21 protein-coding genes and 2 pseudogenes are annotated in these 25,336 nt (G+C 70.7%); 7 read left to right on the top strand and 16 right to left on the bottom strand.

From position 1 onward, the window contains the following. Nucleotide 1: 1 nt before the first annotated feature. The gene (locus ABZ738_RS04930; RefSeq protein WP_131053192.1) at nucleotides 2-1,093 is read right to left on the bottom strand and encodes a PLP-dependent cysteine synthase family protein; all 1,092 of its coding nucleotides are present in this window, start codon (nucleotides 1,091-1,093) and stop codon (nucleotides 2-4) included. 22 nt (nucleotides 1,094-1,115) lie between these two features. Beyond that, on the bottom strand, nucleotides 1,116-1,574 hold the full coding sequence (locus tag ABZ738_RS04925; RefSeq protein WP_131053191.1) for an Lrp/AsnC family transcriptional regulator: 459 nt from the start codon (nucleotides 1,572-1,574) through the stop codon (nucleotides 1,116-1,118). Between the two features lie 268 nt (nucleotides 1,575-1,842). On the opposite strand from ABZ738_RS04925, the gene ABZ738_RS04920 reads away from it, so the two are divergent. Next, complete coding sequence (locus ABZ738_RS04920) at nucleotides 1,843-2,109, top strand: BldC family transcriptional regulator (protein ID WP_131053190.1); 267 nt, start codon at nucleotides 1,843-1,845, stop codon at nucleotides 2,107-2,109. Between the two features lie 29 nt (nucleotides 2,110-2,138). Here ABZ738_RS04920 and ABZ738_RS04915 read toward each other — a convergent pair whose 3' ends face one another. Next, on the bottom strand, nucleotides 2,139-2,768 hold the full coding sequence (locus ABZ738_RS04915; RefSeq protein WP_131053189.1) for a UbiX family flavin prenyltransferase: 630 nt from the start codon (nucleotides 2,766-2,768) through the stop codon (nucleotides 2,139-2,141). A gap of 173 nt (nucleotides 2,769-2,941) precedes the next feature. On the opposite strand from ABZ738_RS04915, the gene ABZ738_RS04910 reads away from it, so the two are divergent. Next, nucleotides 2,942-3,928 (top strand): terpene synthase family protein, encoded by a 987-nt coding sequence (locus tag ABZ738_RS04910; RefSeq protein WP_131053188.1) that lies wholly within the window; start codon nucleotides 2,942-2,944, stop codon nucleotides 3,926-3,928. A gap of 24 nt (nucleotides 3,929-3,952) precedes the next feature. Here the strand turns inward: ABZ738_RS04910 and mqnP are convergent, their stop codons facing one another. Next, a complete protein-coding gene (gene mqnP / locus ABZ738_RS04905) occupies nucleotides 3,953-4,867 on the bottom strand; it encodes a menaquinone biosynthesis prenyltransferase MqnP (RefSeq protein ID WP_131053187.1) in 915 nt (304 codons plus the stop codon). After that, a complete protein-coding gene (locus ABZ738_RS04900) occupies nucleotides 4,867-6,327 on the bottom strand; it encodes a menaquinone biosynthesis decarboxylase (protein WP_131053186.1) in 1,461 nt (486 codons plus the stop codon). Before ABZ738_RS04900 ends, mqnP begins: the two co-directional genes overlap by 1 nt. A gap of 175 nt (nucleotides 6,328-6,502) precedes the next feature. Here ABZ738_RS04900 and ABZ738_RS04895 point away from each other — a divergent pair, with 175 nt between their 5' ends. Together ABZ738_RS04895 and ABZ738_RS04890 are read left to right on the top strand one after the other, a co-directional pair. Then, nucleotides 6,503-7,915 (top strand): hypothetical protein, encoded by a 1,413-nt coding sequence (locus ABZ738_RS04895; RefSeq protein ID WP_357211079.1) that lies wholly within the window; start codon nucleotides 6,503-6,505, stop codon nucleotides 7,913-7,915. 103 nt (nucleotides 7,916-8,018) lie between these two features. Next, nucleotides 8,019-8,903 (top strand): transglutaminase-like domain-containing protein, encoded by an 885-nt coding sequence (locus ABZ738_RS04890; protein ID WP_131053184.1) that lies wholly within the window; start codon nucleotides 8,019-8,021, stop codon nucleotides 8,901-8,903. 52 nt (nucleotides 8,904-8,955) lie between these two features. Here ABZ738_RS04890 and ABZ738_RS04885 read toward each other — a convergent pair. Both ABZ738_RS04885 and ABZ738_RS04880 read right to left on the bottom strand, forming a co-directional pair. Then, nucleotides 8,956-9,096: pseudogene (locus ABZ738_RS04885) on the bottom strand (DUF397 domain-containing protein); the annotation flags it as partial. Between the two features lie 55 nt (nucleotides 9,097-9,151). Continuing rightward, a pseudogene (locus tag ABZ738_RS04880) lies at nucleotides 9,152-9,373 on the bottom strand (Scr1 family TA system antitoxin-like transcriptional regulator); the annotation flags it as partial. A gap of 315 nt (nucleotides 9,374-9,688) precedes the next feature. Here ABZ738_RS04880 and ABZ738_RS04875 point away from each other — a divergent pair. Beyond that, the gene (locus ABZ738_RS04875; protein WP_131053182.1) at nucleotides 9,689-9,889 is read left to right on the top strand and encodes a hypothetical protein; all 201 of its coding nucleotides are present in this window, start codon (nucleotides 9,689-9,691) and stop codon (nucleotides 9,887-9,889) included. 30 nt (nucleotides 9,890-9,919) lie between these two features. Here ABZ738_RS04875 and ABZ738_RS04870 read toward each other — a convergent pair whose 3' ends face one another. The 7 genes from ABZ738_RS04870 to hemL form a co-directional block, all read right to left on the bottom strand. Further along, nucleotides 9,920-11,401 carry an ATP-binding protein gene (locus ABZ738_RS04870; protein WP_201272376.1) on the bottom strand — a complete coding sequence of 494 codons (1,482 nt, stop codon included), beginning with the start codon at nucleotides 11,399-11,401 and terminating at the stop codon, nucleotides 9,920-9,922. A 65-nt stretch (nucleotides 11,402-11,466) separates the two neighbouring features. Continuing rightward, on the bottom strand, nucleotides 11,467-12,483 hold the full coding sequence (ccsB, locus tag ABZ738_RS04865; protein ID WP_357211074.1) for a c-type cytochrome biogenesis protein CcsB: 1,017 nt from the start codon (nucleotides 12,481-12,483) through the stop codon (nucleotides 11,467-11,469). Further along, a complete protein-coding gene (locus ABZ738_RS04860; protein WP_357211071.1) occupies nucleotides 12,483-14,183 on the bottom strand; it encodes a cytochrome c biogenesis protein ResB in 1,701 nt (566 codons plus the stop codon). Before ABZ738_RS04860 ends, ccsB begins: the two co-directional genes overlap by 1 nt. Beyond that, nucleotides 14,183-15,043, bottom strand: coding sequence for a cytochrome c biogenesis protein CcdA (locus tag ABZ738_RS04855; RefSeq protein WP_357211069.1), 861 nt, complete (start codon nucleotides 15,041-15,043; stop codon nucleotides 14,183-14,185). The genes ABZ738_RS04860 and ABZ738_RS04855 overlap by 1 nt, the downstream gene beginning before the upstream one ends. Beyond that, nucleotides 15,043-15,621, bottom strand: coding sequence for a TlpA disulfide reductase family protein (locus tag ABZ738_RS04850; protein ID WP_131053677.1), 579 nt, complete (start codon nucleotides 15,619-15,621; stop codon nucleotides 15,043-15,045). The genes ABZ738_RS04855 and ABZ738_RS04850 overlap by 1 nt, the downstream gene beginning before the upstream one ends. 1 nt (nucleotide 15,622) lies before the next feature. Next, nucleotides 15,623-16,270 carry a histidine phosphatase family protein gene (locus tag ABZ738_RS04845; RefSeq protein WP_131053678.1) on the bottom strand — a complete coding sequence of 216 codons (648 nt, stop codon included), beginning with the start codon at nucleotides 16,268-16,270 and terminating at the stop codon, nucleotides 15,623-15,625. A 4-nt stretch (nucleotides 16,271-16,274) separates the two neighbouring features. Further along, nucleotides 16,275-17,609 carry a glutamate-1-semialdehyde 2,1-aminomutase gene (gene hemL / locus ABZ738_RS04840; RefSeq protein ID WP_131053679.1) on the bottom strand — a complete coding sequence of 445 codons (1,335 nt, stop codon included), beginning with the start codon at nucleotides 17,607-17,609 and terminating at the stop codon, nucleotides 16,275-16,277. A 139-nt stretch (nucleotides 17,610-17,748) separates the two neighbouring features. Between hemL and ABZ738_RS04835 the strand changes: the two genes are divergently transcribed. Beyond that, nucleotides 17,749-18,084 (top strand): STAS domain-containing protein, encoded by a 336-nt coding sequence (locus ABZ738_RS04835; protein ID WP_131053680.1) that lies wholly within the window; start codon nucleotides 17,749-17,751, stop codon nucleotides 18,082-18,084. Between the two features lie 102 nt (nucleotides 18,085-18,186). Here the strand turns inward: ABZ738_RS04835 and ABZ738_RS04830 are convergent, their stop codons facing one another. Next, nucleotides 18,187-18,747: a response regulator gene (locus ABZ738_RS04830; RefSeq protein ID WP_131053681.1), complete on the bottom strand. Its 561-nt coding sequence runs from the start codon at nucleotides 18,745-18,747 to the stop codon at nucleotides 18,187-18,189. Then, nucleotides 18,744-23,114, bottom strand: a complete 4,371-nt coding sequence (locus tag ABZ738_RS04825; RefSeq protein WP_131053682.1) for a HAMP domain-containing protein — start codon at nucleotides 23,112-23,114, stop codon at nucleotides 18,744-18,746. Before ABZ738_RS04825 ends, ABZ738_RS04830 begins: the two co-directional genes overlap by 4 nt. 156 nt (nucleotides 23,115-23,270) lie before the next feature. On the opposite strand from ABZ738_RS04825, the gene ABZ738_RS04820 reads away from it, so the two are divergent. Beyond that, on the top strand, nucleotides 23,271-25,334 hold the full coding sequence (locus ABZ738_RS04820; RefSeq protein ID WP_131053683.1) for a SpoIIE family protein phosphatase: 2,064 nt from the start codon (nucleotides 23,271-23,273) through the stop codon (nucleotides 25,332-25,334). Nucleotides 25,335-25,336: the final 2 nt, after the last annotated feature.

Genomic DNA, 25,336 nt, shown 5'->3' with positions numbered 1-25,336 from the left:
TTCAGCCCGGCCAGGAAGCGTCGGCCAGAAAGCGTTGCACGGTCGCCAGGTGCGGGGCCAGGTCGAGGCCCTGTGCGGCCACCCACTCGTCGGCGTAGTACGTGTCGGCGTACCGGTCGCCGGCGTCGCAGATCAGCGTGACCACCGAGCCGGTCTGCCCGGCGGCGCGCATCTCCGCGATCAGCCCGAAGGCGCCCCACAGGTTGGTGCCGGTCGACCCGCCCACCCGTCGGCCGAGGACGGCCGACCCGGCCCGCATGGCGGCCAGGGAGGCGGCGTCCGGCACCTGCACCATCCGGTCCACCACGGCGGGCAGGAACGACGCCTCCACGGTCGGCCGACCGATCCCCTCGATGCGCGAGCCCCGGCCGGTGCGGACCGACCAGTCGGCCGCCTGCCAGGCCGGATAGAACGCGGAGTTCTCCGGGTCCACGACGCAGAGCTTGGTGGGCAGTCGCCGGTAGCGGGCGTACCGGCCGATGGTGGCGCTGGTGCCGCCGGTGCCGGCGCCGACCACCACCCAGGCGGGTACGGGATGGCGTTCCAGCGCGAGCTGCGCGTAGATCGACTCGGCGATGTTGTTGTTGCCCCGCCAGTCGGTGGCCCGTTCGGCGTAGGTGAACTGGTCCATGTAGTGCCCACCGGAGTCCTCGGCGAGCCAGCGTGCCTCGATGACCACCTTGGCCGGGTCCTGCACCAGGTGGCACCGGCCGCCCTGGAACTCGATCTGGGCGATCTTCTCCGGCGACGTCGAGGCGGGCATCACCGCGATGAACGGCAACCCCAGCATCCGCGCGAAGTACGCCTCGGAGACCGCCGTGGAGCCCGACGACGCCTCGACGATCGTGGTCTCCGGCCCGATCCGGCCGTTGCAGAGCCCGTACAGGAAGAGCGAGCGGGCCAGCCGATGCTTGAGCGAGCCGGTCGGGTGCACCGACTCGTCCTTGAGATAGAGGTCGATCCCCCACGACCGGGGCAGCGGGAAGGGCAGCAGGTGGGTGTCGGCGGACCGGTTGGCGTCCGCCTCGACGGCGGCGATCGCCTCGGTCACCCACTGCCGGCAGGCTTCGTCGCACCGGTCGAGATGAGTCACGCTCGGAAAGGTAGCAAGCCGCTCAGGACGTGGTCTGCGCCACCGGCTGGGGCCGGTTCTCCCACTTGGTCGACAGGGCGATGCCGGTCCGGGTGGAGGCCACCCCGGGTGTCCGGTTCAGCCGTACGATCAGGCGCTCCAGCTCGACGATGGTGCTCACCCGCGCCTTGAGCAGGAAGGACTCGACTCCGGCCATGAAGTAGCAGGACTCGATCTCCGGTATCGCCCGGAACGCCTCCAGCACGTCGTCGGTGTCCGCGCCGGAGTCCTCGACGATGCCGATCAGGGCGGTGACGCCCAGCCCCACGGCCTCCGGCTCGACGTCGGCCCGGTAGGCCCGGATGACCCCGCCGGACTCCAACTTGCCGACCCGTTCGTGCACTGCCGGCGCGGATAGGCCGACCTGGCGGGCCAGTTCGGCGTACGACAGGCGGGCGTTGCCCCGGAGCAGGTCCACGAGGCTGCGGTCGATGGCGTCCACGGACTGTGACCCTAGTCGGCGGCGTGTGACACCGGGACTCCGGTGTCGGTTGGGCATGGCAGTGGGTGACAGTTCGCATACCCAGGGTCGGAAGGGCGTGCCGCCGCTACCATTTACTAACTTCTCACTCAGTGCGTTTTTCGCGTTTGGCGGACAGGCCAGTTCGCTGGTGCTGTAATTGCCATACGTCCCTCATGACGGCTCTGGGCTCGCACCGGCCGGGGGCAGTGTGTTCAGCCGGGGGCTTCGTCGACGCGAGGAGGGGGCTGTGGACACTGGAGATCGCCTGCTGACACCGGGTGAGGTCGCCGCGCTGTTTCGGGTTGACCCGAAGACTGTCACGCGATGGGCGGCAGCGGGCCGGATCGGCAGTATCCGGACTCCAGGAGGGCACCGCCGGTTTCGGGAATCCGAGGTGCGGGCCCTGCTTGAAGGGGAGGGCATGCTGGACGAGGCGGACGAGATGGGCAGACCACGCAACAACGGCCCAGCCGCCTCGACCGGCCCAGGTCCGGCCAACGCCGGCATGTACTGAGTGGTGCGGGTCAGGACGCGGACCGGTCGTCAGGTCCGGTCCGCGTTCAACTTCCCCGCCCACCTGCGGAACAGGGTGTGCGGTACGCCGAGAGCGTCGAGCACCTTGCCGGCCACGAAGTCCACGAGTTGGGCCGCCGTGGCCGCGGCTCCCGCGCCGTAGAAGCCGGGACTGGCCGGCAGCACCACCGCACCGGCGTCGTGCAACGCGATCAGGTGTTCCAGGTGGCTACGGGTCACCGGGGTCTCCCGGGGCACCACCACGACCCGTCGGCGCTCCTTGAGGTTGACCTCGGCGGCGCGCTGCAACAGGTCCTTGGACAGGCCGATGGCGATGCCGGCGCAGGCGGCCGTGCTCGCGGGCACCACCGCCATGCCACGCACCGGGTACGAGCCGCTGCTCGGCCCGGCCGCCAGGTCACCGGCGGGCCAGTGCCGCACGTCCGCTCCGTCCAGGTCACGACCGAGCCAGGCACTTAGGTCGTCGGCCCAGTGGGCGTCCCGGAACGGTCTGCCGGTCTCGTCCAGCACGGTCAGCCGGGCGGCCCGGGAGACGATCAGGTCCACCGACTCCCCGGCGTCGAGCAGCCCGCGGACGACTGCGGCCGCGTACGGCGTGCCGGAGGCCCCGGAGACCCCGACCACCCATGGTTCACGCATCCCCCAAGCCTGCCTGGTCACCGTCGACGCCGGTGCAGTACCCCCGGGACCTGCCCTGATCCGGCGGTCTGCGGGCGTTACGACACCGATGTCCGATCGGCGTGCGGGGACCTTCGCGACCTGGCATGCTCCTGGTGCCGCATGCGGTACGGCACCTCAGAGGAGGGATCGGGATGAGTCGGGACGTCCTGCCCTCGCTGCGGGACGCGTGTCCGATCCCGTCCAGCCTGTCACCGTACGCGGACGACGTGCAGGAGTGGTTGATCCACTGGCTGCCCCGGACCGGGCTGACCGTGGACCCGGCGACCGCCAGGCTCCTGGCCGGGGCCCGCTTCGCCCGCTACGCCGGCCGGCTCTACCCGGACGCCGACGAGCCCGACCTGCGGGTGCTCACCGCGCTGTTCACCTGGTTCTTCCTGGTCGACGACGCCTGTGACAAGCCCGGCCAGTTCACCCTCACCGAGATCCGTGGACTGCGCGACGGTGTACTGGCGTTGTTGCGCGGGCAGACCCGGTCACCGCAGACCGGGCTGGTCGGGCCGTTGCGGCGGCTGCTGGTGACCGCGTGGCGGGAGCCGCGCCGCCGGATGCCGGCCCCCTGGCGGGCACGATTCGCCGACGCGGTCGCCTACCATCTCGACGGGACCTGGCAGGAGGCGGCCAACAAGGCCGACGGCCACCGGCCCGGCGTCACCGAGTACGTCGAACTGCGCCGCGCCACCTCGGCCGCGTACGTGTCGTATCTGCTGGGCGAGTTCGTCACCGGTCGGCCCCTGCCCGACGCGGTCTACCACCATCCGGCGCTGAGCCGGTTCCGGGACCTCGGCAACGACCTGCTCTCCTGGTACAACGACCTCGCCTCGCTGGAGCGCGACGAGGCCACCGCCGGAGGGCACAACCTGGTGCTGGCGACTGCCGCCGAACACCGGCTGTCCCGGGAGGCCGCGATCGAGTCGGTGACCCGACGCTGGCACGAGACGTTGCGGGAGTTCGTCGACCAGCGGACCCGGGTGCCGTCGTTCGGCCCGGCGCTGGACGAGGCCGTCACCACCCATCTCGACGGGGTGTCCCGGGCCCTGCGCGGCACCATCGACTGGACGCTGGAGAGCACCCGCTACGCGGGTAAGGAAGGGCCCCTTACTAACGCCTCCGGTAGATGAAGGGTCCCTTCCTAACACGTGGGTTCAGGGGCGCAGGCCGAGCCGGACGACCAGGTCGAGCACGGCGAAGGCGAACAGGGCGATGCCGACGAAACCGTTGGCGGTGAAGAACGCCCGGTTGACCCGACTCAGGTCGGTCGGCGTGACCACCAGGTGCTGGTAGCCGAAGGCGACGGCGGTGAGCAGCAGACCGATCCACCAGAGCCAGCCGAAGCCGACCAGCACGCCGAACCATCCGAACAGGGCGAACGTCACCACGTGCGAGACCGTGGAGGCGTGCAGGGCGAAGCGCAGGCCGTACCGCGACGGCACGCTGTGCACCCCGATCTCGCGGTCCACCTCGGCGTCCTGGCAGGCGTAGATCAGGTCGAAGCCGCCGATCCACAGGCCGACGGCCGCGCCGAGCAGCCAGGCCGGTCCGGAGCCGGCGAAGGTGCCGGTGACCGCCAGCCAGGCACCGATCGGCCCGACCGCCTGGGCGAGCGCCAGGATGGCGTGCGGCCAGTTGGTGAACCGCTTGCCGTACGGGTAGACCACCAACGGCACCACGGCCAGCGGCGCGAGCACCAGACAGAGCGGGTTGAGCAGGGCGGCGGCGGCCAGGAAGACCACCAGGGCGACACCCGCGCCGGTCCAGGCCGTGCGCAGGCTCACCGCGCCGGTGACCAGCTCCCGGTTGGCGGTACGCGGGTTCCGCGCGTCGATCCGGCGATCCAGGATGCGGTTCGCGGCCATCGCGAACGTCCGTGCCCCGACCATCGCCACGGTGATCAGCAGCAGGTCGAGCCAGCGCACCCGGCCACCGTTGACCTGCATCGCGGTCAACGCCGACAGGTACGCGAACGGCAACGCGAACACCGAGTGCTCGATCGCCACGAGCTTGAGGAAGGACTTCACGCGCCCGGGACGTTCGGCCGGCTCCACGGCGGCGGTCGCCATCAGATGCCGTACTCCTTCCAGCGCTTGTCGACCAGCGAGACGACCTCGGGCGACATGGTCATCTCCTCCGGCCAGCCCCGGGTGTAGCCCTCGGTGGGCAGCTTGCGGGTGGCGTCGATGCCCGCCTTGCCGCCCCAGAACTGCTGGTAGGAGGCGTGGTCCAGGTGGTCCACCGGCCCCTCGGTGAGCAGCAGGTCACGGGCGTAGTCGACGTTGCCGAAGGCGCGGAACGCCACCTCGCGGTAGTCGTGCACGTCGCAGTCCTCGTCCACGATCACGATCAGCTTGGTCAGCGACATCATGTGCGCGCCCCAGATCGCGTTCATCACCTTCTGCGCGTGCTTCGGGTACCGCTTGCGGATCGACACGATCGCGCAGTTGTGGAAGACCCCGGCGGCCGGCAGGTCGTAGTCGACGATGTCCGGGATGAGGAAGCGCAGCAGCGGCGCGAAGATCCGCTCGGTGGCCTTGCCGAGACCGTGGTCCTCCTGCGGCGGCTTCGAGGTGACGATCGTGTGGTAGACCGGGTCACGCTGCATGGTCATCGCCTCGACGTGCAGCACCGGGAACGGCTCGACGGGGGTGTAGAAGCCGGTGTGGTCGCCGAACGGTCCCTCGGGCAGGCGCTCCCCCGGCTCCAGGTAGCCCTCCAGCACCACCTGGGCGTGCGCGGGCACCTGCAACGGGACGGTCAGGCAGTCGACCATCTCCACCCGCTCGCCGCGCAGGAACCCGGCGAACAGGTACTCGTCGATGTCGGCGGGGAGCGGCGCGCTGGACGCGTAGCTGACCACCGGGTCGCAGCCGATGGCGATGGCGACCGGCAGCCGCTGGCCCAGCCGCTCGGCCACGGCGTGGTGCGCGGTGGAGTTCTTGTGGATCTGCCAGTGCATGCCGAGCGTGTTGTGGCTGTGCTGCTGGAGCCGGTAGAGGCCGAGGTTGCGCTTGCCGGACTCCGGGTGCTTGGTGTGGGTCAGCCCGAAGTTGTGGAAGATGCCGCCGTCGCCCGGCCACACCTGGAGCCCCGGCAGCCGGTTCAGGTCGACGTCGTCGCCCCGGTAGACCACCTGCTGGCACGGGGCGGTCTTGACCTTCTTGGGCGGCATCGACTTGAGCTGCATCACCTTGCCCAGGCCGCCCATCATGCCGGAGAAGCCCATCGGCAGTTCCGGCTTGAGCATCTCGCCGATCCGGTTGCCGATCTCGTCCAGCGACTCGACGCCGAGCGCCATCGCGGTGCGCTTCTCGGTGCCGAAGAGGTTGATCGCCACCGGCATCTCGCCCCGGGTGGGCCGCTCGAAGAGCAGCGCCGGCCCGTCCGCCCGCACGGTCCGCGTGACGACCTCGCTGATCTCCAGCGCCGGATCGACCGGTACGCCGACGCGCCGTAGCTCGCCCGCGCGCTCCAACGCCGCCAGGAAGTCCTTCAGATCGGTGTACGGGAACCCACGAGCCGCCATGCAGCAAGTCTCCCGCACCGCCGGACCCGCCTGCCAAGCCGGGCCGACTTTCGGGCGGAGATCACGTCGCACGGGGCGTCGTGTGTCGTACCGCGCATCTAAGCTCATGGTTCCCGAACGGCCCCGCCACGGGTGGTGTCGGCGTGCCGTCGGGTCCCTCCACGCAAGGAGTCACATGCGATCTGCGCGACGCCCGCACGCCCGTGCGGGACGAGCCGCCGTGGTGTTGGCGGTCACCGCCTCACTCGTGGCGCTCGGTGCTCCGGCCCAGGCCGAGACCGGGTCCGGTTGGTTCCAGGCCCAGCTCGACGATGTCGTGATCGGCGCAGCCGGCGCCCCCGGCAAGGCCAAGCCGCTCTACGTGTACGCCCAGGACGCGGTGAATCCACGGGTCGTCGTCGACCTGACCGGCCTGCTCGGCGTGGCTTCCGCCGAGTTCCCCGCCTGGTGCGCCACGTCGGGCACCCAGGTCACCTGCCCGCTGCCACCGGACGTCGACCCGGACTCGAGCCTCCAGATCGGCAGCATCCCGGTGTTGTTCCGGCCACTGGCCGGTGCCTCCGGGGGCGACAGCGCCACAGTGTCGTACCGAGCGGTGGCCGACAACGCCGATCCCTTCGTCGCCACGGCGACGGTGTCCGTCGGTGACGGCGCGGACCTGGTCAACCTGGGCGGCGGGCGGGTCGACACGGCTGCGGTCGGTGATCTGTTGTCCGCGCCGATCCGGCTCACGAACGTCGGCAACCGGACCAGCAGAGGAGTCCGGATCACCTTCACCCTCTCCTCGGGGTTGACGCCGTCGACCTGGTCCAACTGCTGGTACGCCCCGCTCACCGGTCACCGGACCTCGGTCGTCTGCGACCTGAACGGACGGGTCCGCCCGGGAGCGACGATGGAGGTGTCCGGCGGCTTCGGGTTCGAGATCGGCGGCTCTGCCTACGCCGGGGAGAGCCTCGACCAGTTCGTCGAGCCGCTGACCGGTGCTGCGGCGCTGCCGACGCAACTCGGCTACCAGCGCCGGGAGGGCGGCACCGAGCTGAGGCTGCGTCCCAGCCGGACCACGTCCGCAGCGGCCCGCGTCCTGACGCCCGAGATCGACCCGGGCGACAACTGGGCCTCCTTCTACGTCGACAACGTGCCGAACAGCCTGGACCTGGCCGCCCTGGCCGAGCCGGTCGTCGGTCCGGTCGGCGGTTCGACCATCCTGCGCGCCGGGGTCCGGAACATCGGCGCGGGAGACCTCGACGACTTCCGCAGCGGCGCGGGCGAGGTGGCACCGTTCTACGTCCGGGTGCCGTCCGGGGTGACCGTGGAGTCCGTGCCCGACCGCTGTGTCGCGCTCTACGAGTCGGAGGACGGCTGGTACAGCGGCGAGCCGCAACCCGGGGCCTCCTGGTACCGCTGCGCGGTACCCAGCTCGGTGTTCGCCGCCGGTGAGACCTATCAGGTGGACTTCGGGGTCCGGATCACCTCCGTGGGTGGTGCGGCCGGCGCGGTGAGCCTCAACATGCCCGGGCCGTACCCCTCCTGGTGGGACGACGACCGGGACAACGACGAGGTAGCGGTCGTCGTCCAGATTCAGTCCTGATGGTGGCCGGTTCGGGATGGTGACCGGGGCTGGTTCCGCCCATCCCGGACCGGTCACCTCTGCCTGGTCGAGCCCTTTCGAGCTGATCGCAGAAATGGATCGGATGCACCACGAATCGACGACTCTCTCCCGGTACGCGCGGCCGGGGCGGCTGACCTCCGCCGGGGCGTACGCCGGACTCCTCGACGCGGTGCCGGCGGACCCGGCGGCGATCGCCCGGACGATCCAGGGACTGGTGATCCACGAGCACATAGCCGGGGCGTACGGCGTCACCCTGTCCGATGCCGACCGGCGCAGCGTGCACCTGCGGCCCGCCGCCGAGCTGCTCGCCGGCATCGTGACCCGGGACGACCGGCCGCTGGACGTCCCGCGGGAGCCCGAGCACCGGATGGCGGGGAACTGCCGGCACTACAGCGTCCTGCTGGTCACCGTGCTGCGGGCTCGTGGCGTGCCGGCCCGCGCCCGCTGCGGCTTCGGCGACTACCTGGCACAGGGGCGGTACGAGGACCACTGGGTCGGCGAGTACTGGAACGCGGAGCAGCGCCGTTGGATCATGGTCGACGCCCAGCTCGACGAGTTCCAACGAGAGCTGTTCGGCATCGACTTCGACACCATGGACGTATCACGGGACCGGTTCCTGGTCGCCGGTGATGCCTGGGCGCGGTGCCGTGCGGGCCGCGCCGACCCGGACACCTTCGGGCTCACCGGGACCGACGAGGCCGGCTGGTGGTGGATCGCCGGCAACCTGATGCGGGACGCCGCCGCGCTGGGCACGACGGAACTGCTGCCCTGGGACAGTTGGGGTGCGATGCCGGAGCCGGAGGAGACGATCGACGAGGAGCGGATGGCACTCTTCGACGAGTTGGCCCGACTCACCCGCGATCCCGACGGGAATGCGGACGAGTTGCGGCGACTCTGCACGGATGAGCGGCTACGCGTCCCGCCCACCGTCCGCAACGACCTGCGCCACCGCGACGAACCGGTCTGACCTCTCCGGCATGGCCGGTGGTCGACTCGCCCCACGGGCGATGGACGGCAGGTCAGTGGCGGCGGGCCAGCGCCACGAACGCGCGCCAGGCGGCCGGGCCGAAGATCAGCACCTCGCCGTCCCGGTCCTTGCTGTCGCGTACGGCGACCACGCCGGGCAGGTTGTCGGCCACCTCGACGCAGTTGCCGCCGGCGCAACTGCTCCCGCATCACCAGCGGGCCGCCGACCGGGCGACGCAGCACGTGTTCGTCCAGCACCGCGACGAGCTGCGGCGGTCGCTCGCGGGTCAGCACCGCCTGCCGCTCCAGCCGGGCCGACGCCCGCTGCTCCACCTCCTCCTCGTCGTAGAGGCCGACGCTGCGGAACAACGCGCGGGCGTACGCCGAGGTCTGCAACAGTCCCGGCACCACCGTGTTCTGGAACGAGCGCAGCACGGTCGCCTGCCGCTCGTTGGCCTCCCACTCCTGCATCCACTGCGGCGACCCGAGCCGGACCAGCATGATGCTGTACGACGCCGTGGACGACCTGTATCGACTCGATCCACACAACGTGCCGAAGCCCGCGTCGCTACACGAACGCTTCCTCGGCTGGGCCGCCCCGCGCACACCCCGTCCGCCCGAAACCTCAGCCCCTTGAGCCCACGACGCGTCGACGTTTGAGATCTTGGACAGTTGCCGTTCGTAGATAACGGAGACTGTCCAAGATCTCCTCGGCGGAGGCAGAGCACGGACGGGATATCTCACAGGTGCGGGGGCGGCGGGCGTCGGGGACGGCAGGATTGGCGCATGTCGGACGCGTACGTCGTCGGCGATCCGGACGGGTTGTCGCCGCTGCTCACCAGTCTCCGCGACGCGATCGCCCGGGAACTGCACGCGCAGCTGGAGATGCGTGCCGAGCGCATCGACCTGGCCGACGTGCCGGAGATCGCCTACCAGATCACGCTGCGCGTCGACGAGACCCTGAGCCGCCTCGGCAGGGACTGGTGACTACGGCGCCGACCAGGGCCGGCAGCCGGTTCACTCGCCGGAGTAGAGCCGGGCGGCATCAACCAGGACCACGTCCGGTCGGCTGACGGCTAGCTGCCGCAGCTCGTCGGTGAACCCCGCAGCGCTGGCGAGCAACAACCGCGTGTGATCCAGATCGAGACCGGGCCGCCCCCGCAGCAGCTCACGTGCCCGGACCAGCCGTTCGAAATCTGAGCGGCCCAGCGTACGACCCCACTTGGCCTCCCCCAGGGCCAGCAATGGTCGTGGGCCGTCACCTGCCGGCAGTTCCCCGAGCGCCACCAGGTCGAGTTCCTGACTCGTCCGGCTCGCCGGGTCCGTGAGCACCGCCGCCTGCACTTCGGCGGCGATGCCACCCAGCGTTTCGGGGGCGACGAAACGCAGCGTCCACTGCCGGACCATTTCCTCGAAGCCGGGGCCCAGCACCGCGCTCGCGTATCGCTGCTGGGATCGGCGCCAGACGTCCGCGCCACGGCGCTGCTCCAGAGCGGTCCATGCGGGACGCATCAGAGCCTGGTAGAAGGTGATCAACGGCTCGGCGATCCGGTACCGGCTACGCCCGCTACGCAGCGGGTCAGGCTCCCGCACGAGCAGCCCGGCGTCTTCCAGGACCGTCAACGGATGCTGCAAGTCGGTGGCTTTGCGCCCGATGAAACCGGCGATGCCGCCCCGGGTGGCGCTGCCCTCGGCGACCGCAGCCAACACTGAATGGTAGAGCGCGGTGTCGCGCAGATCCGGTTCCTCGGCGAGCAGGTAGCGCGCCTCGCGGAAGAGTGGCCGGGCCGGATTCAGCACGGCGCGCACCACCCAGTCGTCGAAGTCGTCAGGCCCCTCCGGCGCGTCGTCCTGGACGTACTCCCGCCGGTAGGCCGGCGTGCCGCCCACGATGGCGAACACCTGGACGGCGAGTCGCGGGTCACCGATACCCCAGAACTCCGCTGCGGCGCGGTAGTCGAGCGGCGCGATCGGCAGTTCGAGCCCGGCCCGGCCCCGCAGCGGTGCGGAGCCGGCCAACAGACCGCCCATGAAGGAGAGCGCCGATCCGCACAGGAGAAGGCGGGTACGTGAGCCGGTGCGCTCAGGTCGGCCAGGGGTGAGTGCGTGCTGGATGATCGACGGAAGATCCCGGCTGGCCCTGGCCAGGTAGGGGAACTCATCGATCACCACGGTGACGGCACGCTCCTTGCCCAAGGCGAGCAGGGCGTCAACGGCATGCTGCCAGTCCGACAGTTGCACCGGGCCCGGGCTGCCGGCGTACCGGCCGAGAGCTTCACCGAGTCGCCGAAGGGACTCGGCCGGCGTCGCCTCGGTCGCCCCGAAGTAGAACCCGCGGGTGGCCTTTGCCAACTCGTACAGAAGCAGGGTCTTGCCCTGGCGGCGGCGCCCGCTGACGACTCCGAGCGTTGCACCTGGGCGAACGTCGGTCGCGAAACGGGTCAGCTCGGCCCATTCCGCGTCGCGGTCGAAGATCTCGACAGGCTTCGACAGCCTCATGGCGGACCACCAAAATGTAGAACTACAGTTATAAGAAGTGTAGTTCTACATCCTGGGTTCTGTTCTCACAGACCGCCGTAGGAGTGCAGGCCCTCGAAGAAGATGTTCACGCCGAAGAGGTTCATCAGCACCGTCAGGAAGCCCAGGATGGCAAGCCAGGCGGCCACGTTGCGCTTCACACTCGGCGTCGCGCGGGCGTGCAGGTAACCGGCATAGATCACCCAGGAGATGAACGACCAGGTCTCCTTCGGGTCCCAGCCCCACGGCCGACCCCAGGCCGCCTCGGCCCAGATCGCACCGGCGATCACCGCAAAGGTGAAGAGCGGGAACGCGAAGGCGTGCAGGACGAAGGTGAGGCGTTCCAGGCTGGCCGCCGCCGGCAGCTTCTTCGCCAGCGTGTACGGGAAGCTGCGCTTGCCGCGTTCGTAGCCGGCCCGCATCAGATACGTGGCGGCCGGCACCGAGCCCAGCAGGAACAGTCCCGAGGCGAAGACGACGGTCGACACGTGCACGACGAACCAGTACGAGTTGAGCGCCGGCACCAGCGGCACGATCGGGGTGTAGAGCACCAGCTCGGCGGTGGCCACCAGCAGCACCATGACCAGGGTCAGGAACAGCCCGAGGCGGCGCAGCGACGGCACCTTCCAGAGCACCACCAGCCAGGCGGCCACCCCGATGAACGAGACCGTGAGCACGAACTCGTACATGTTGCCCCAGGGCATCCGCTCGGCGGCGATACCCCGCGTGACCAGCCCGACCAGGTGCAGGGCCGCGCCCACGCCGGTCAGGGCCACCGCGATCCAGCCGGCGAGTGCGGCCCGCTTCGCGGTGCGTTCGGCGGGCGTCAGTGCCGCCCCGCCGCCGGCCCCGGCCACGCCGTCGGCGCCGACCGTACCCGTCAGGCTGCCGGCCCCCGCCGACCCGGCGCCGCCGCCGACCGCCGCGCCGACCAGTTCGCGGGCCGGGGGCGCCGTCACCTTGACCCGCGAGTTGCCGAGGGCGTACTCGACCGCGTGGCTGATCATCGCCAGCAGGTACACCAGGGTGGCGATCGACACCACCTGGTCGGAGAGTGCGGACATCACTCGGCTCCTTCTCGCGCCCCGGCCCGCTCGTCCGGGTCGATGGCCTCGCCGGTCCGCCGGTCATCGCCGATCGCGGCGACCAGTTGGCTGAACTCGGCGGCGAACCCCGGATGTTCGGTCCGGGGCAGGCCAGCCACCTCGACCAAGCTACTACCGCCCGTCGGAGATCCACCGGCGGGGGGTGCGGCACCAGGAAGCCCGGCCACGGAGGGCTCGGAGCCACTGGGTCCGGAGCCGGCGGGCCCGGAGCCGGCGGGCAGCACCCGGACGAAGATCCGGCGTCGCCGGACGAAGAGCGAGCCCATCAGCCCGAGCACCAGCCCGACGGAGCTGACCAGCAGCAGCATCGTGCCCGGATCGTGCCGCACGGAGAGCACGATGTAGCGCTCGGTGCCCACGAACTCGACCGTGGTGCCGTCGTCCAGCGTCCAGCTCTCGCCCTTGCGCAGGTCCTTGGAGCCGACCTCGGTGAGCCGGCCGTTGCGGATCTGCCGCTGGTCGAGCTGGTAGACCGAGCCGGGGATGCCGCCGTCGAGGCCCAGGTTGCCCCGGTACGCGATCAGCCCGAGCAGCGGATTCTGCTCCGTCGGGTACTCGGACCGGGTGAACGGGGGCTCCTGCGGTGCGGTCGGGAGGTACAGGCCGGAGAAGGCCATCTGGAGGTCCGCATTCCGCTCGCCGGTCGCCGGGTCGACGTTGGCGTCCGGGAAGGCCGCCAGGCCCTCGCTGGTCAGACCCATGTCGCCGGTGGTGAGGAACGGCACCGTACTGGTCTGGGTGTTGCCGAACCGGTCGGTGTAGCGGATCAGCGGCACGTAGCCGTGGCCGAGCAGATAGACGTTCGCGCCGTCGAGGCGCAGCGGCGAGTTGACCGAGAACTCGGCCGCCCGGGGCGCACCGCCGTCCTCGTCGACGGTGACCTTGGCGTTGAAGAACGAGGGCTGACCGCTCGGCAGGAACTCGGCCTCGAACTCGTCGAGCTGCATGCAGAACCGAGGCAGGTCGTCGCCGACGCGCGGGCCGAGCTTCGCCTCGGCGTACTGCTGGCGGGTGTTGCAGAAGACGCCGTCCGGGCCGGAGACGAGCAGCCGGTTGCCGTGCCAGCCGTACCAGGAACCGAGCGCGACACCGACCAGCAGCAGCACCATCGCGCTGTGGAAGATCAGGTTGCCGGTCTCCTTGAGGTAGCCCTTCTCGGCGGAGATCTCGTCGCCGCGTACCGCCACCCGCCACCGGCGGCGGCGCAGGGTCTCGGCGACCGCGGCCGCGCCACCGGCGGGCGCCGGCACCACCGCGTGCTGGGGCAACCGCTCCAACCGCTTCGGTACGGCCGGCGGCCTGGCCCGCAGCGCCCGGACGTGATCGCGCAGCCGGGGCGTGATGCACCCGATCAGCGAGGTGAACAGCAGCAGATAGATCGCGGAGAACCAGACCGAGCTGAACGCCTCGAACGCGCCGATCCGATCCAGCACCGGCGCGAGCTGCGGGTTCGCGGTGTAGAAGTCCCGGACGTCCTCCGGGTTGACGCCACGCTGCGGCAGCACCGAACCCGGGATCGCGGCGATCGCGAGCAGGAAGAGCAACACCAGCGCGGTACGCATGCTGGTCAGCTGCCGCCACGAGTTGCGGAGCAGCGCGTGGGGGCGGCGCCGGGGTGACTGGGCTGGCGTGGCGGGCCGGTCGTCCACCGCGGTCATCAGATGCTCACCTCGAAATCGCCCACCCCGATGGTGGTCTGCAACCAGATCACGACGTTGGTCCAACCGCCGGTGAGCAGGGCCAGCCCGATCAGGATCAGCAGTACGCCACCGATCCGGGTGACCCAGCGGCTGTGCCGCCGGATCGTGCGGAAGACCCCGAGCAGTCGGTTGAAGCCCAGCCCGAAGACGATGAACGGGATGCCCAGCCCGAGGCAGTACGCCACCGCGAGGATGACCGCGCGGTCGGTCTGCCCGCTGGTGGTGGCCATGCCGAGCACCGCGGCCAGCGTCGGGCCGGTGCAGGGAACCCAGCTCAGGGCGAACACGGCACCGAGGACGGGTGCGCCGAGCAGGCCGGCGTTGGGCAGACGGTTGATCCGGAACTCGCGTTGGAAGCCGGGCAGCGCCCCGAGGTAGCCCAGCCCGAGCACCACGATCAACGCGCCGACGACGATCTCCAGCGCCCGCTCGTAGTCGAAGAAGACCCGGCCGATGCTGCTGAACAGGATCGCGGTGGCGGTGAACACCACGGTGAAACCGGCGATGAAGAGCAGCGTCCCGGCGAGTACGCGCCCCTTGACCGCCGGGCTGACCCGGGTGCGCTCCCGCAGCGCCGTCCCCCCGCCCGAGGTGTTAGGAGGGGACCCCTCCTCTACACCAGGCGTTAGTAGGGGGCCCTTCCTTACATCTCGGCCCTCGAGGTCGGCGCCGGCCAAGCCGGTCACGTACGACAGGTAGCCCGGCATCAGGGGCAGGACGCATGGGGAGAGGAAGCTGACCAGTCCCGCCAGCGCCGCCGCGCCGATCGCCAGTAGCAGTGGCCCCGAGACGGCGAGTTGACCGAAGGTCTCGCCCATCAGCGCGGGCCGGACGCCGCGGTCGACTCTGCGGCGATCCGCTCGACGATGGGTTGCAGGCCCTCCTGGCGTACCGCCGCCCGGATCACGGTCGCGATCCGGCCCTCCCGGTCCAGAACCACGGTGGCGGGAATCGTGTTCGGCGGGATGTCCAGGTCGAGGGCGAGGCGGCTGCCCGGGTCGAAGATGCTCGGGTAGCTGATCCCGAAGCCCTCCTCGAAGGCGATCGCCTTGTCCCGGCTGTCCTGCACGTTGATGCCGAGGAAGGTCACCCCGGAGTCCTTGGTCGCCTGGTAGGTGTTCTCCAGGTCGTCGGCCTCGGCCCGGCACGGCGCGCACCAGGAGCCCCAGAAGTTGACCACGACGACCTGGCCCCGCTGCTGCGTCACGTCGTAGGAACCGCCGTCGAGCAGGTCACCGGCGAGGCGCGGCGCGTCGGACCGTTGGTCCGGGGCGCATTCCACGATGCCGCCCGTGTTGTCGCAGGCCGCCTCCCGGCCACCGCCGGTGCAGCCGCTCAGCACCGTCGTCGCGGTGACAGCGGCGAGCAGACCAACGGCCCACCTGCGGGTACGCATCTCAGGCCCCCTTGGCCGTCCGCGCGGTCGGCGAGATCGCCACCAGATGCGCGGCCGGCTCGGAGTAGCCGATCCCGACGATCTTGGCGCCGTCGAAGTGGAACGTGGTCAGCGAGGCCAGACCGCACTGCCGACGGCGCGGGTCGTGCCAGAGCCGCTTGCGCTCGACGTGCCGACGCAGCGTCCAGATCGGGAGCTGGTGCGAGACCAGGACGGCCTCCCGCCCCTCGGCGGCGACCCGGGCCGCGTGCAGCGCGGCGAACATCCGCTCGGCGATCACCCGGTACGCCTCACCCCAGGAGGGGGTCACCGGGTCCCGCAGCACCCACCAGTTACGCGGGTCACGGAAGGAGCCGTCGCCGGGCGAGACCTTCTTGCCCTCGAACCAGTTGGCGCTCTCGATGAGCCGTTCGTCGACCCCGACGGGGAGCCCGAACTGCGCGGCGATCGGTTCGGCGGTCTGTTGGGCGCGCTCCAGAGGGCTGGCGACCACGTGCACGACCTCGCGTTCGGCGAGCCCCTGCGCGGCGGCCTTGGCCATCTGGACACCGAGCTCACTGAGGCGGAACCCGGGCAGCCGGCCGTAGAGGATGCCGTCCGGGTTGTACACCTCTCCGTGCCGTAGCACGTGGACCACCGTCTTACTCATTGGTCTACACCCCTGTCGTCGCTGCCGCCGCGTTGGCCGCCACCGGCAGGGCGGCGGCGATCTGTTCCAGGGCGGCGTCGTCGATCGCCGCCGACACGAACCAGGATTCGAACGCGCTCGGCGGCAGGTAGACCCCGGCCGCGAGCATCGCGTGGAAGAACGCCTTGAACGCGGGCACCTGCTGGGTGCGGGCGCTGTCGTAGTCGACCACGTCGGCGTCCGTGAAGAAGATCGAGAACATGTTGCCCGCGTACGACAGCCGGTGCGGGACCCCGGCGGCGGCCAACGCGTCGCCGGCGAGCTTGCCCACCACGGCGGCGGTGTCGTCCAGCCGGCGGTACAGCGCCTCGTCGGCGAGCCGCAGCGTGGTCAGGCCGGCGGCGCAGGCCAGCGGGTTACCGGAGAGGGTGCCGGCCTGGTAGACCGGACCGGCCGGAGCCAGTCGCGACATGATCTCCGTGCGCCCGCCGAACGCCGCCGCGGGCAGCCCACCACCCATGACCTTGCCGTACGTCCACAGGTCCGCGTCGACCGGATCGAGGCCGTGCCAGCCGGAGCGGGAGACCCGGAACCCGGTCATCACCTCGTCGATGATGAGCAGCGCGCCGTGCGCGTGCGCGATCCCCGCCAACTGGCCGTTGAAGTCGTCCCGGGGCGCCACCACGCCCATGTTGCCCGGCGCCGCCTCGGTGATCACGGCGGCGATGTGCTCGCCCTCGGCGGCGAACGCCTCCTGCACCGCGGCGAGGTCGTTGTACGGCAGCACGATGGTCTCGCTGGCCGCCGCGCCGGTGACGCCGGGCGAGTCGGGCAGGCCGAGGGTGGCCACGCCGGAGCCGGCGGCGGCCAGCAGCGCGTCCACGTGCCCGTGGTAGCAGCCGGCGAACTTGATGATCTTCGAGCGCCCGGTGTAGCCCCGGGCCAGCCGGATCGCCGACATGGTCGCCTCGGTGCCCGAGTTGACCAGCCGGACCTGCTCGACCGGGGTGCGTGCGACGATCTCGGCGGCCAGGTCGACCTCGCCCGGGGTGGGCGTGCCGAAGCTGGTGCCCTGCGCGGCGGCGGCCTGCACGGCCGCCACCACCTCGGGATGGGCGTGGCCGAGGATCAGCGGGCCCCAGGAGCAGACCAGGTCGACGTAGCGTCGCCCGTCCGCGTCGTGGAGCCATGGTCCCTCGCCACGGACCATGAAGCGTGGGGTGCCGCCGACCGCTCGGAAGGCACGCACGGGGGAGTTCACCCCGCCCGGCACGATGGCGCGGGCGCGGTCGAACAGGGCCTCTGAGGCCGGCGCGTCGACCGGATAGCGGTCGGTTCCGGCGGGAAACACCTCGGTCACGATGCCGCCATTGTGTCAGCGCCCGACGGCGGATCGGCAGGCACCCCAGTTCAGGGTTATCCGGCTCACCTGCGGCACGCTGGGCGGAGGCGGTTCGCCTCGACGGGCCGGGTGCCCGAGATCGCGCTAGGCTGACCCGGTGGATCGTGCCGAACTGTCCATCACCGTACACCGGACTGGTGACGAAGCAGTGCTTCGCCTGGCCGGTGAGATCGACATGCTCACGGCCGCCCAGCTGTCGACCGTCGTCAACGAAGTGCTCACCGAACCCCCGCCCCGGATCGTGCTCGATCTCGGCGGGGTCACCTTCTGCGACTCGCAGGGGTTGGGGACGCTCGTGGTCCTCAGCCGCAAGGCCAGCCACGCGCAGAGCCTGCTCCTGCTGACCAACGTGGGCGAGTTCCTGATACGCGTACTCGACATCACGGGCCTGCGCAGTGCCCTGATGATCCGTAACGACGCCCCTACCAGCTAAGACACCGCTCACCCCGGTCCCGATCACGGGCCGCCGGGTCGATCGTGACGCTGTCGTGGACCACCGGGCGGCAGTCCACGGCGACGTCACGATCGGGCGGTGTCAGGAGGTGGTGCCCCAGCGGGCCTGCTCCAGCAGGGCCACCGCCTGCGAGACGGCGTCAGGGTCCTTGTCGGCGGTCCGCAGCAGGGTGCTCGCCTCGTCGACCGCGTCGGTCAGCAGTCGCCACTGGGCGTCGCGCTCCCGCACCATCTCGGACTGCGCGGCCAACTGCCGGGTCTTCGTCCACAGCTCCACGAAGACCGAGACCTTGGCCCGCAGCACCCAGGGGTCGAAGGGCTTGGTCAGGTAGTCCACCGCGCCGACGGCGTAGCCGCGCAGCGCCAGTTGGGCGTCGCGGTCGGCGGCGGTCAGGAAGATGATCGGTACGTGCCGGGTCCGTTCCCGCCGCTTGATGTGACTCGCCGTCTCGAAGCCGTCCATGTCCGGCATCTGGGCGTCCAGCAGGATCACCGCGAAGTCGTCCACCAACAACTGCTTCAGCGCCGCCTCGCCGCTCTCCACCGCGACCGTCTGCACCGGCAGACCCTGGAGGATCGCCTCCAGGGCCATCAGGTTCTCCCTGCGGTCATCGACCAGCAGCGCCTTCGCCACCTGCGTCACGAGCCCTCCTCGGTGCGGCTGCCACTGATGGAGCTGGTCATGAGTTCGATCAGCTCGTCCAGGTCGACCGGCTTGGTGATGTAGTCGCTGGCCCCGGCCGCGATCGCCGACTCCCGGTCACCGGGCATCGCCTTGGCGGTCAGGAAGACGATCGGCAGGTCCACGAAGCGGTGGTTCCGGCGGATCTGCCGGGTCGTCTCGTACCCGTCCTGGTCGGGCATCATCGCGTCCATCAGGACGATGTCCACCTCCGGGTGCTCCGCCAGCAGGCGTACCCCGTCGGTGCCGTTGTCGGCGTACAGGACGGTCATGCCGTGCAGTTCGAGCGCGCTGGTCAGGGCGAAGACGTTGCGGACGTCGTCGTCGACGATCAGCACGGTGGCGCCGTCGAGCTGACGGGTCTTCGGTGCCTCCGGCCGCTGCGGCAGCAGCTCCACCGGCGGCATCAGCAGCGACGACGGCAGACCGGCCCGCTGTGGCGACGGCGGCGACGGCGCCACCACCGCGTCCGGCGCCAGCACGTCGGGCAGGTACAGCGTGAACGTCGAGCCCTGGCCCGGCGCCGAGGTGACGGTGATCGTGCCGCCGATCAGGCGGGCCAGGTCCCGGCTGATCGACAGCCCCAGACCGGTGCCGCCGTAGCGACGGCTGGTGGTGCCGTCCGCCTGCTGGAACGCCTCGAAGATGAGCGACAGCTTGTCGTCGGAGATGCCGATGCCGGTGTCGATCACCGTGAACGCGAGCACCTGCCGGGCGTTGGTCAGTGCCGGAACGTCGAACACCGCGTGCTCCGGGGCACGCGCGATGCGCAGCGTCACCGCGCCGTTGTCGGTGAACTTGACCGCGTTCGAGAGCAGGTTGCGCAGGATCTGCTGGAGCCGCTGGGCATCGGTGACCACCGCTGCCGGCAGGTCCTTGCCGACGCGTACCTGGAAGTCCAGGCCCTTCTCGTCGGCCTGCGGCGCGAACGCCTGCTCCACGTAGTTGCGGATCTCCGCGAACTGGATCTCGGTCGGCTCGACGTCCATCCGGCCCGCCTCGATCTTGGACAGGTCGAGAATGTCGTCGATCAACGAGAGCAGGTCGGACCCGGCGCCGTGGATGGTCCGGGCGAACTCGATCTGCTTCGGGCTGAGGTTCTGCTCCGAGTTCTCGGCGAGCAGCCGGGCCAGCAGCAGCAGCGAGTTCAGCGGCGTCCGCAGCTCGTGGCTCATGTTCGCCAGGAACTCCGACTTGTACGCCGAGGCCCGGGTGAGCTGCTGCGCCTTCTCCTCCAGGCCGAGCCGGGCCAGTTCGATCTCCCGGTTCTTGGTCTCGATGTTGCCCTTCTGCTCGGAGAGCAGCGTCGCCTTCTCCTCCAGCTCGGCGTTGGTGCGCTGCAACTCCGCCGACTGCTCCTGCAACTCGTGGGCCAGCCGCTGCGACTGGGCCAGCAGCTCCTCGGTTCGCCGGTTCGCCTGGATGGTGTTGACCGCGATGCCGATGGTGGCGACTAGCCGCTCCAGGAACGCCAGGTGCAGTTCGGAGAAGGGGGTGACGGTGGCGAACTCGATCACGCCGAGCAGTTCGCCCTCGAAGAGGACGGGCAGCACGACCAGGTCGGCCGGCGGGGTGTCGGCGAGCCCGGAGCGGAGCGTGATGCGGCCGTCCGGCACCGCGCCGACCCGGATCGTGCGCCGAGAGATCGCCGCCTGACCGACGAGTCCCTCACCGGGCCCGAAGGTGACGTCGTGTCCCCGCGAGACGTAGCCGTACGAGGCGGTCAACCGCAGCCGCATCACCCCTTCGGAGTTGTCCGCCAGGAAGAACGCGCCGAGCTGCGCGTCGACCAGCGGGGTCACCTCCTGCATGATCATCCGGCAGACCTCACCGAGGTCGCGCTGGCCCTGCAACAGACCACCGATGCGGGCCAGGTTGGAGTCGAGCCAGCCCTGCTCCGCGTTCTTGTGGGTGGTCTCCCGCAGGGTGACGATCATCTGGTTGATGTTGTCCTTGAGCTCGGCGACCTCGCCCTGCGCCTCGACGGTGATCCGCTGGGTCAGGTCACCTCGGGTCACCGAGGTGGAGACCCGGGCGATGGCACGGAGCTGGGTGGTCAGGGTCGAGGCGAGCTGGTTGACGTTCTCGGTCAGGTCCCGCCAGGTGCCCGAGACGCCCTTGACCTGCGCCTGACCACCGAGCTTGCCCTCGCTGCCGACCTCGCGGGCCACCCGCGTGACCTCGTCGGCGAAGGACGAGAGCTGGTCGACCATCGTGTTGACCGTCGACTTCAACTCCAGGATCTCGCCCTGCGCGTCGACGGTGATCTTCTGCGACAGGTCGCCCTTCGCCACCGCCGTCGTCACCGACGCGATGTTCCGCACCTGACCGGTCAGGTTCGACGCCATCGAGTTCACGTTGTCCGTCAGGTCCCGCCAGGTCCCGGAGACACCCTTGACCTCGGCCTGACCACCGAGCTTGCCCTCCGTACCCACCTCCCGGGCCACCCGGGTCACCTCGTCGGCGAAGGACGAGAGCTGGTCCACCATCGTGTTCACGGTCGACTTCAACTCCAGGATCTCGCCCTGCGCGTCGACGGTGATCTTCTGCGACAGGTCACCCCGGGCCACCGCCGTGGAGACCTGGGCGATGTTCCGGACCTGGGCGGTCAGGTTCGACGCCATCGAGTTCACGTTGTCCGTCAGGTCCCGCCAGGTGCCGGCGACGCCCTTCACCTGCGCCTGACCACCGAGCTTGCCCTCGGTGCCCACCTCGCGGGCCACCCGCGTGACCTCGTCGGCGAAGGACGAGAGCTGGTCCACCATCGTGTTGACCGTCGACTTCAACTCCAGGATCTCGCCCCGGGCGTCCACCGTGATCTTCTGCGACAGGTCGCCCTTCGCCACCGCCGTCGTCACCGACGCGATGTTCCGCACCTGACCGGTCAGGTTCGACGCCATCGAGTTCACGTTGTCCGTCAGATCCCGCCAGGTGCCCGAGACACCCTTCACCTCGGCCTGACCACCGAGCTTGCCCTCGGTGCCCACCTCACGGGCCACCCGCGTGACCTCGTCGGCGAAGGACGAGAGCTGGTCCACCATCGTGTTGACCGTCGACTTCAACTCCAGGATCTCGCCCCGGGCATCCACCGTGATCTTCTGCGACAGGTCACCCCGGGCCACCGCCGTGGACACCTGGGAGATGTTCCGCACCTGGCTGGTCAGGTTGCCGGCGAGCTGGTTGACGTTCTCGGTCAGGTCCCGCCAGGTGCCGGAGACACCGCGCACCTGGGCCTGACCGCCGAGCTTGCCCTCGGTGCCCACCTCGCGGGCCACCCGGGTCACCTCGTCGGCGAACGACGACAACTGGTCCACCATCGTGTTCACGGTGTCCTTGAGTTCCAGGATCTCGCCCTGGGCGGCCACCGTGATCTTCTGCGACAGGTCACCCCGGGCCACCGCCGTGGAGACCTGGGCGATGTTGCGGACCTGGGCGGTCAGGTTCGACGCCATCGAGTTGACGCTGTCGGTCAGGTCCTTCCAGGTGCCGGCCACGCCGGGCACCTCCGCCTGACCACCGAGTTTGCCCTCGGTGCCCACCTCGCGGGCCACCCGGGTCACCTGCTCGGCGAAGAGACGCAGCGTGTCGGTCAGCGAGTTCATGGTGTCGGCCAGCGCCGCCACCTCGCCGCGCGCGCTGACCGTGATCTTCTGCGACAGGTCGCCCTTCGCCACCGCCGTCGCGACCTGGGAGATCGACCGCACCTGGCCGGTCAGGTTCGAGGCCATGGTGTTCACCGAGTCGGTGAGGTCCTTCCAGGTGCCGGCCACCCCGCGGACGTCGGCCTGACCGCCGAGCTTGCCCTCGGTGCCCACCTCCCGGGCCACCCGGGTCACCTCGTTGGAGAAGGACGAGAGCTGGTCGACCATGGTGTTGACCGTGCGGCCGATGCGCAGGTACTCGCCGCGCAGCGGGCGACCGTCGATCTCCAGCGCCATGTGCTGGGAGAGGTCGCCGTCGGCGACGGCCACGATGACCCGGGCGATCTCGGTGGTGGGCCGACCCAGGTCGTCGATCAACGAGTTGACCGCGCGCTGCCCCTCCGCCCAGGAGCCGTCCAGCCCCTCCTCGTCCAGGCGTTCGGTCAGCCGACCGTCGCGACCCACGACGCGGCTGATCCGGCGCAGGTCCAGATGCTGCCGCTCCTGGAGCGACACCACGTCGTTGAAGGCGTCGGCCACCTCACCGGCCGCCCCCGAACGCCGGGGCAGCCTGACCTTCAGATCGCCTCCGCGGACCCGCCGCAGCGCCTCGGCCAGCTCGGTGAGGACCGCCTCGTGGTCGGCGGCGGAGGTGTCCGCGATCGCCGACTGTTTCGCCGTGGTCATCATTCCTCGCACTCGCATCGGGGTACACCGGCTCGCGCCGGCCACCCCATCATTGTCCCCGTGACCTCGAAACCGCCACGGCGCACCGCCGTCCGTATTCCGGACCCGACCCGTGATCGGCTTGGCACGGGCCGGGTGCCGGGGCAGGATACGAGAGTGTCAGCGGCGGTGGGGCCAACGACGGACGGGGGCCCGGAGGAGCACGTCCGGCGGGTCCGGCTGCCCGCCGATCGGCGTACGCCGGCCGCCGCGCGAGCCGTCGTCCGGTCCGTACTTGCCGAGGCGAACCTGGACGAACTTCTCAACGAGGCGCTCCTGCTCACCACGGAGCTCTCCACCAACGCGGTCGAGCACGCCCGCACCGAACTCGACATCGAGGTCAGCGCCGACTCGACCGGGCTGACCGTGACCGTGTCGGACTTCGCCTCCGGGCCGGTCGACGAGCTGACCGTCGGCGTGCGGAACGTGGAGACCGACATCACCGAGGTCGCCGAGCGCGGGCGCGGCCTGCTGCTGGTCGACCACTTCGCGAGCCGTTGGGGCACCACCTACCTGCCCAGCGGCAAGGGCGTGTGGTTCCGGTTGGAGCGCGACGGGCCGCAGCCCGGACGCCCGGACGACTTCGCCCCGCCGATCGGCCGTTCGGACGGCGGCCACTCCTCGGTGCCGAGCGCCGGGGCGATGAGCGCCCTGATGCAGCCCACCCCCGACCCGTACGCGGACGATCCGCTGCCGGACTTCGCCACCAGCCTGCTCACCCGGGTGGCGGAGATGGTCGGCGCGGCCGGCGGGGTGGTGCGCCTGGACCGGGGCGACGGGCACGGCCCACAGGTCCTCGCCCGGTACGGCCGACAGCCCCGCCCCGGCAACGACCTGCTCCGGGTGCCGCTGGCGGTGCACCGCCCGTACGCCGGTGAGCTGGAACTCGACGCCGCCCCCACCGCGTACGCCCGGCCGTTGGCCCTGCTGACCGCCGAGCGGCTGTCGCTGCACCTGGAGAACGACCGGCTGCGCCGCGCCGACGTCCGGCGGCAGGCCTGGTTGACCTTCCTCGCCGAGGCCAGCGAGCTGCTCGCCCAGTCCCTGGACGTGGAGCTGACGATGGCGCTCGTCCCGCAGCTCGTGGTGCCCCGGCTCGGTCAGTGGTGTGCCGTGCACACCACCGACGAGTGGGGTCGACTCAAGCTGGCCGCGGCCAGTCACGCCGACGAGTCGATGCTGCCGCATCTGCACGCGACGCTGCGCGAGGCGGGACCGGACTCGGTCCAGGCCCGGCTGCGCGAGGCGAGTCGCAACGGCACCCAGACGCCGTTGGGCGCGCCGATGGAGGGCTTCGCCGTGCCGCTGATCGCCCGAGGTCAGCGCCTCGGCACGCTGGCCGTCGGCCGGCATCAGCGGCACCGGCACGATCCCGACGAGATCGCGGTGCTGGAGGACGTGGCCCGGCGTGCCGCCCTGGCGATCGAGAACGCCCGCATCCACGCCGAACGTCGGCGGGTGGCACAGACGCTGCAACAGTCGCTGCTGCCGCCGGTGCTTCCGGTGGTGGAGGGCATCGGCTTCGCCGCCGAGTACGTGCCGACCGGCGACGACGCCGAGGTCGGCGGCGACTTCTACGACGTGGTGCCGATGCCGGACGGCCGTTGGCTGGTGGTGATCGGCGACGTCTCCGGCAAGGGGGTGCAGGCCGCTGCGGTCACCGGGCTGGTCCGGGACGTGATCCGGGTGCTGGCCGGGGACGGCAAGCCGCTGCCCGAGGTGCTGTCCCGGCTCAACGAGACGCTCGTCGAGCGGGGTGCCGGACGGTACTGCACGTTGGCGCTGGCGGCGGTCGGGCAGGGTGAGAACGGGCAACTCGACGTGGGGCTGCACCTGGCCGGCCACGACCGGCCGGTGCTGGTGCGCGCGTCCGGTGGCCCGGCCGCGTTCGTCGGCACCGGCGGCACCGCGCTCGGCCTGCTCGACACGATCACCTCGCCGACCCTGGACATCGCCCTCGATCCCGGCGACTGCCTGGTCTTCTACACCGACGGCGTGACCGAGCGACGCCGGGGCCGGGAACTGTTCGGCACCGGTCGGCTCCGGGACGCCGCCGGGCCGCTCGCCGGCTACTCGGCGGACGTGGTGGCGGCCCGGCTGCGCGCCACCGCGATCAACTTCTCGGTCGAGGCACCCCGGGACGACATCGCCATCCTGGTCCTGCGCAACGACGCGGTCTGACC

It is taken from the genome of Micromonospora sp. NPDC047793 (assembly GCF_040642635.1).
GTDB lineage: Bacteria > Actinomycetota > Actinomycetes > Mycobacteriales > Micromonosporaceae > Micromonospora.
The sequence above is the reverse complement of the archived record's forward strand: the minus strand, read 5'-3'. Positions and strand labels throughout refer to the sequence as shown.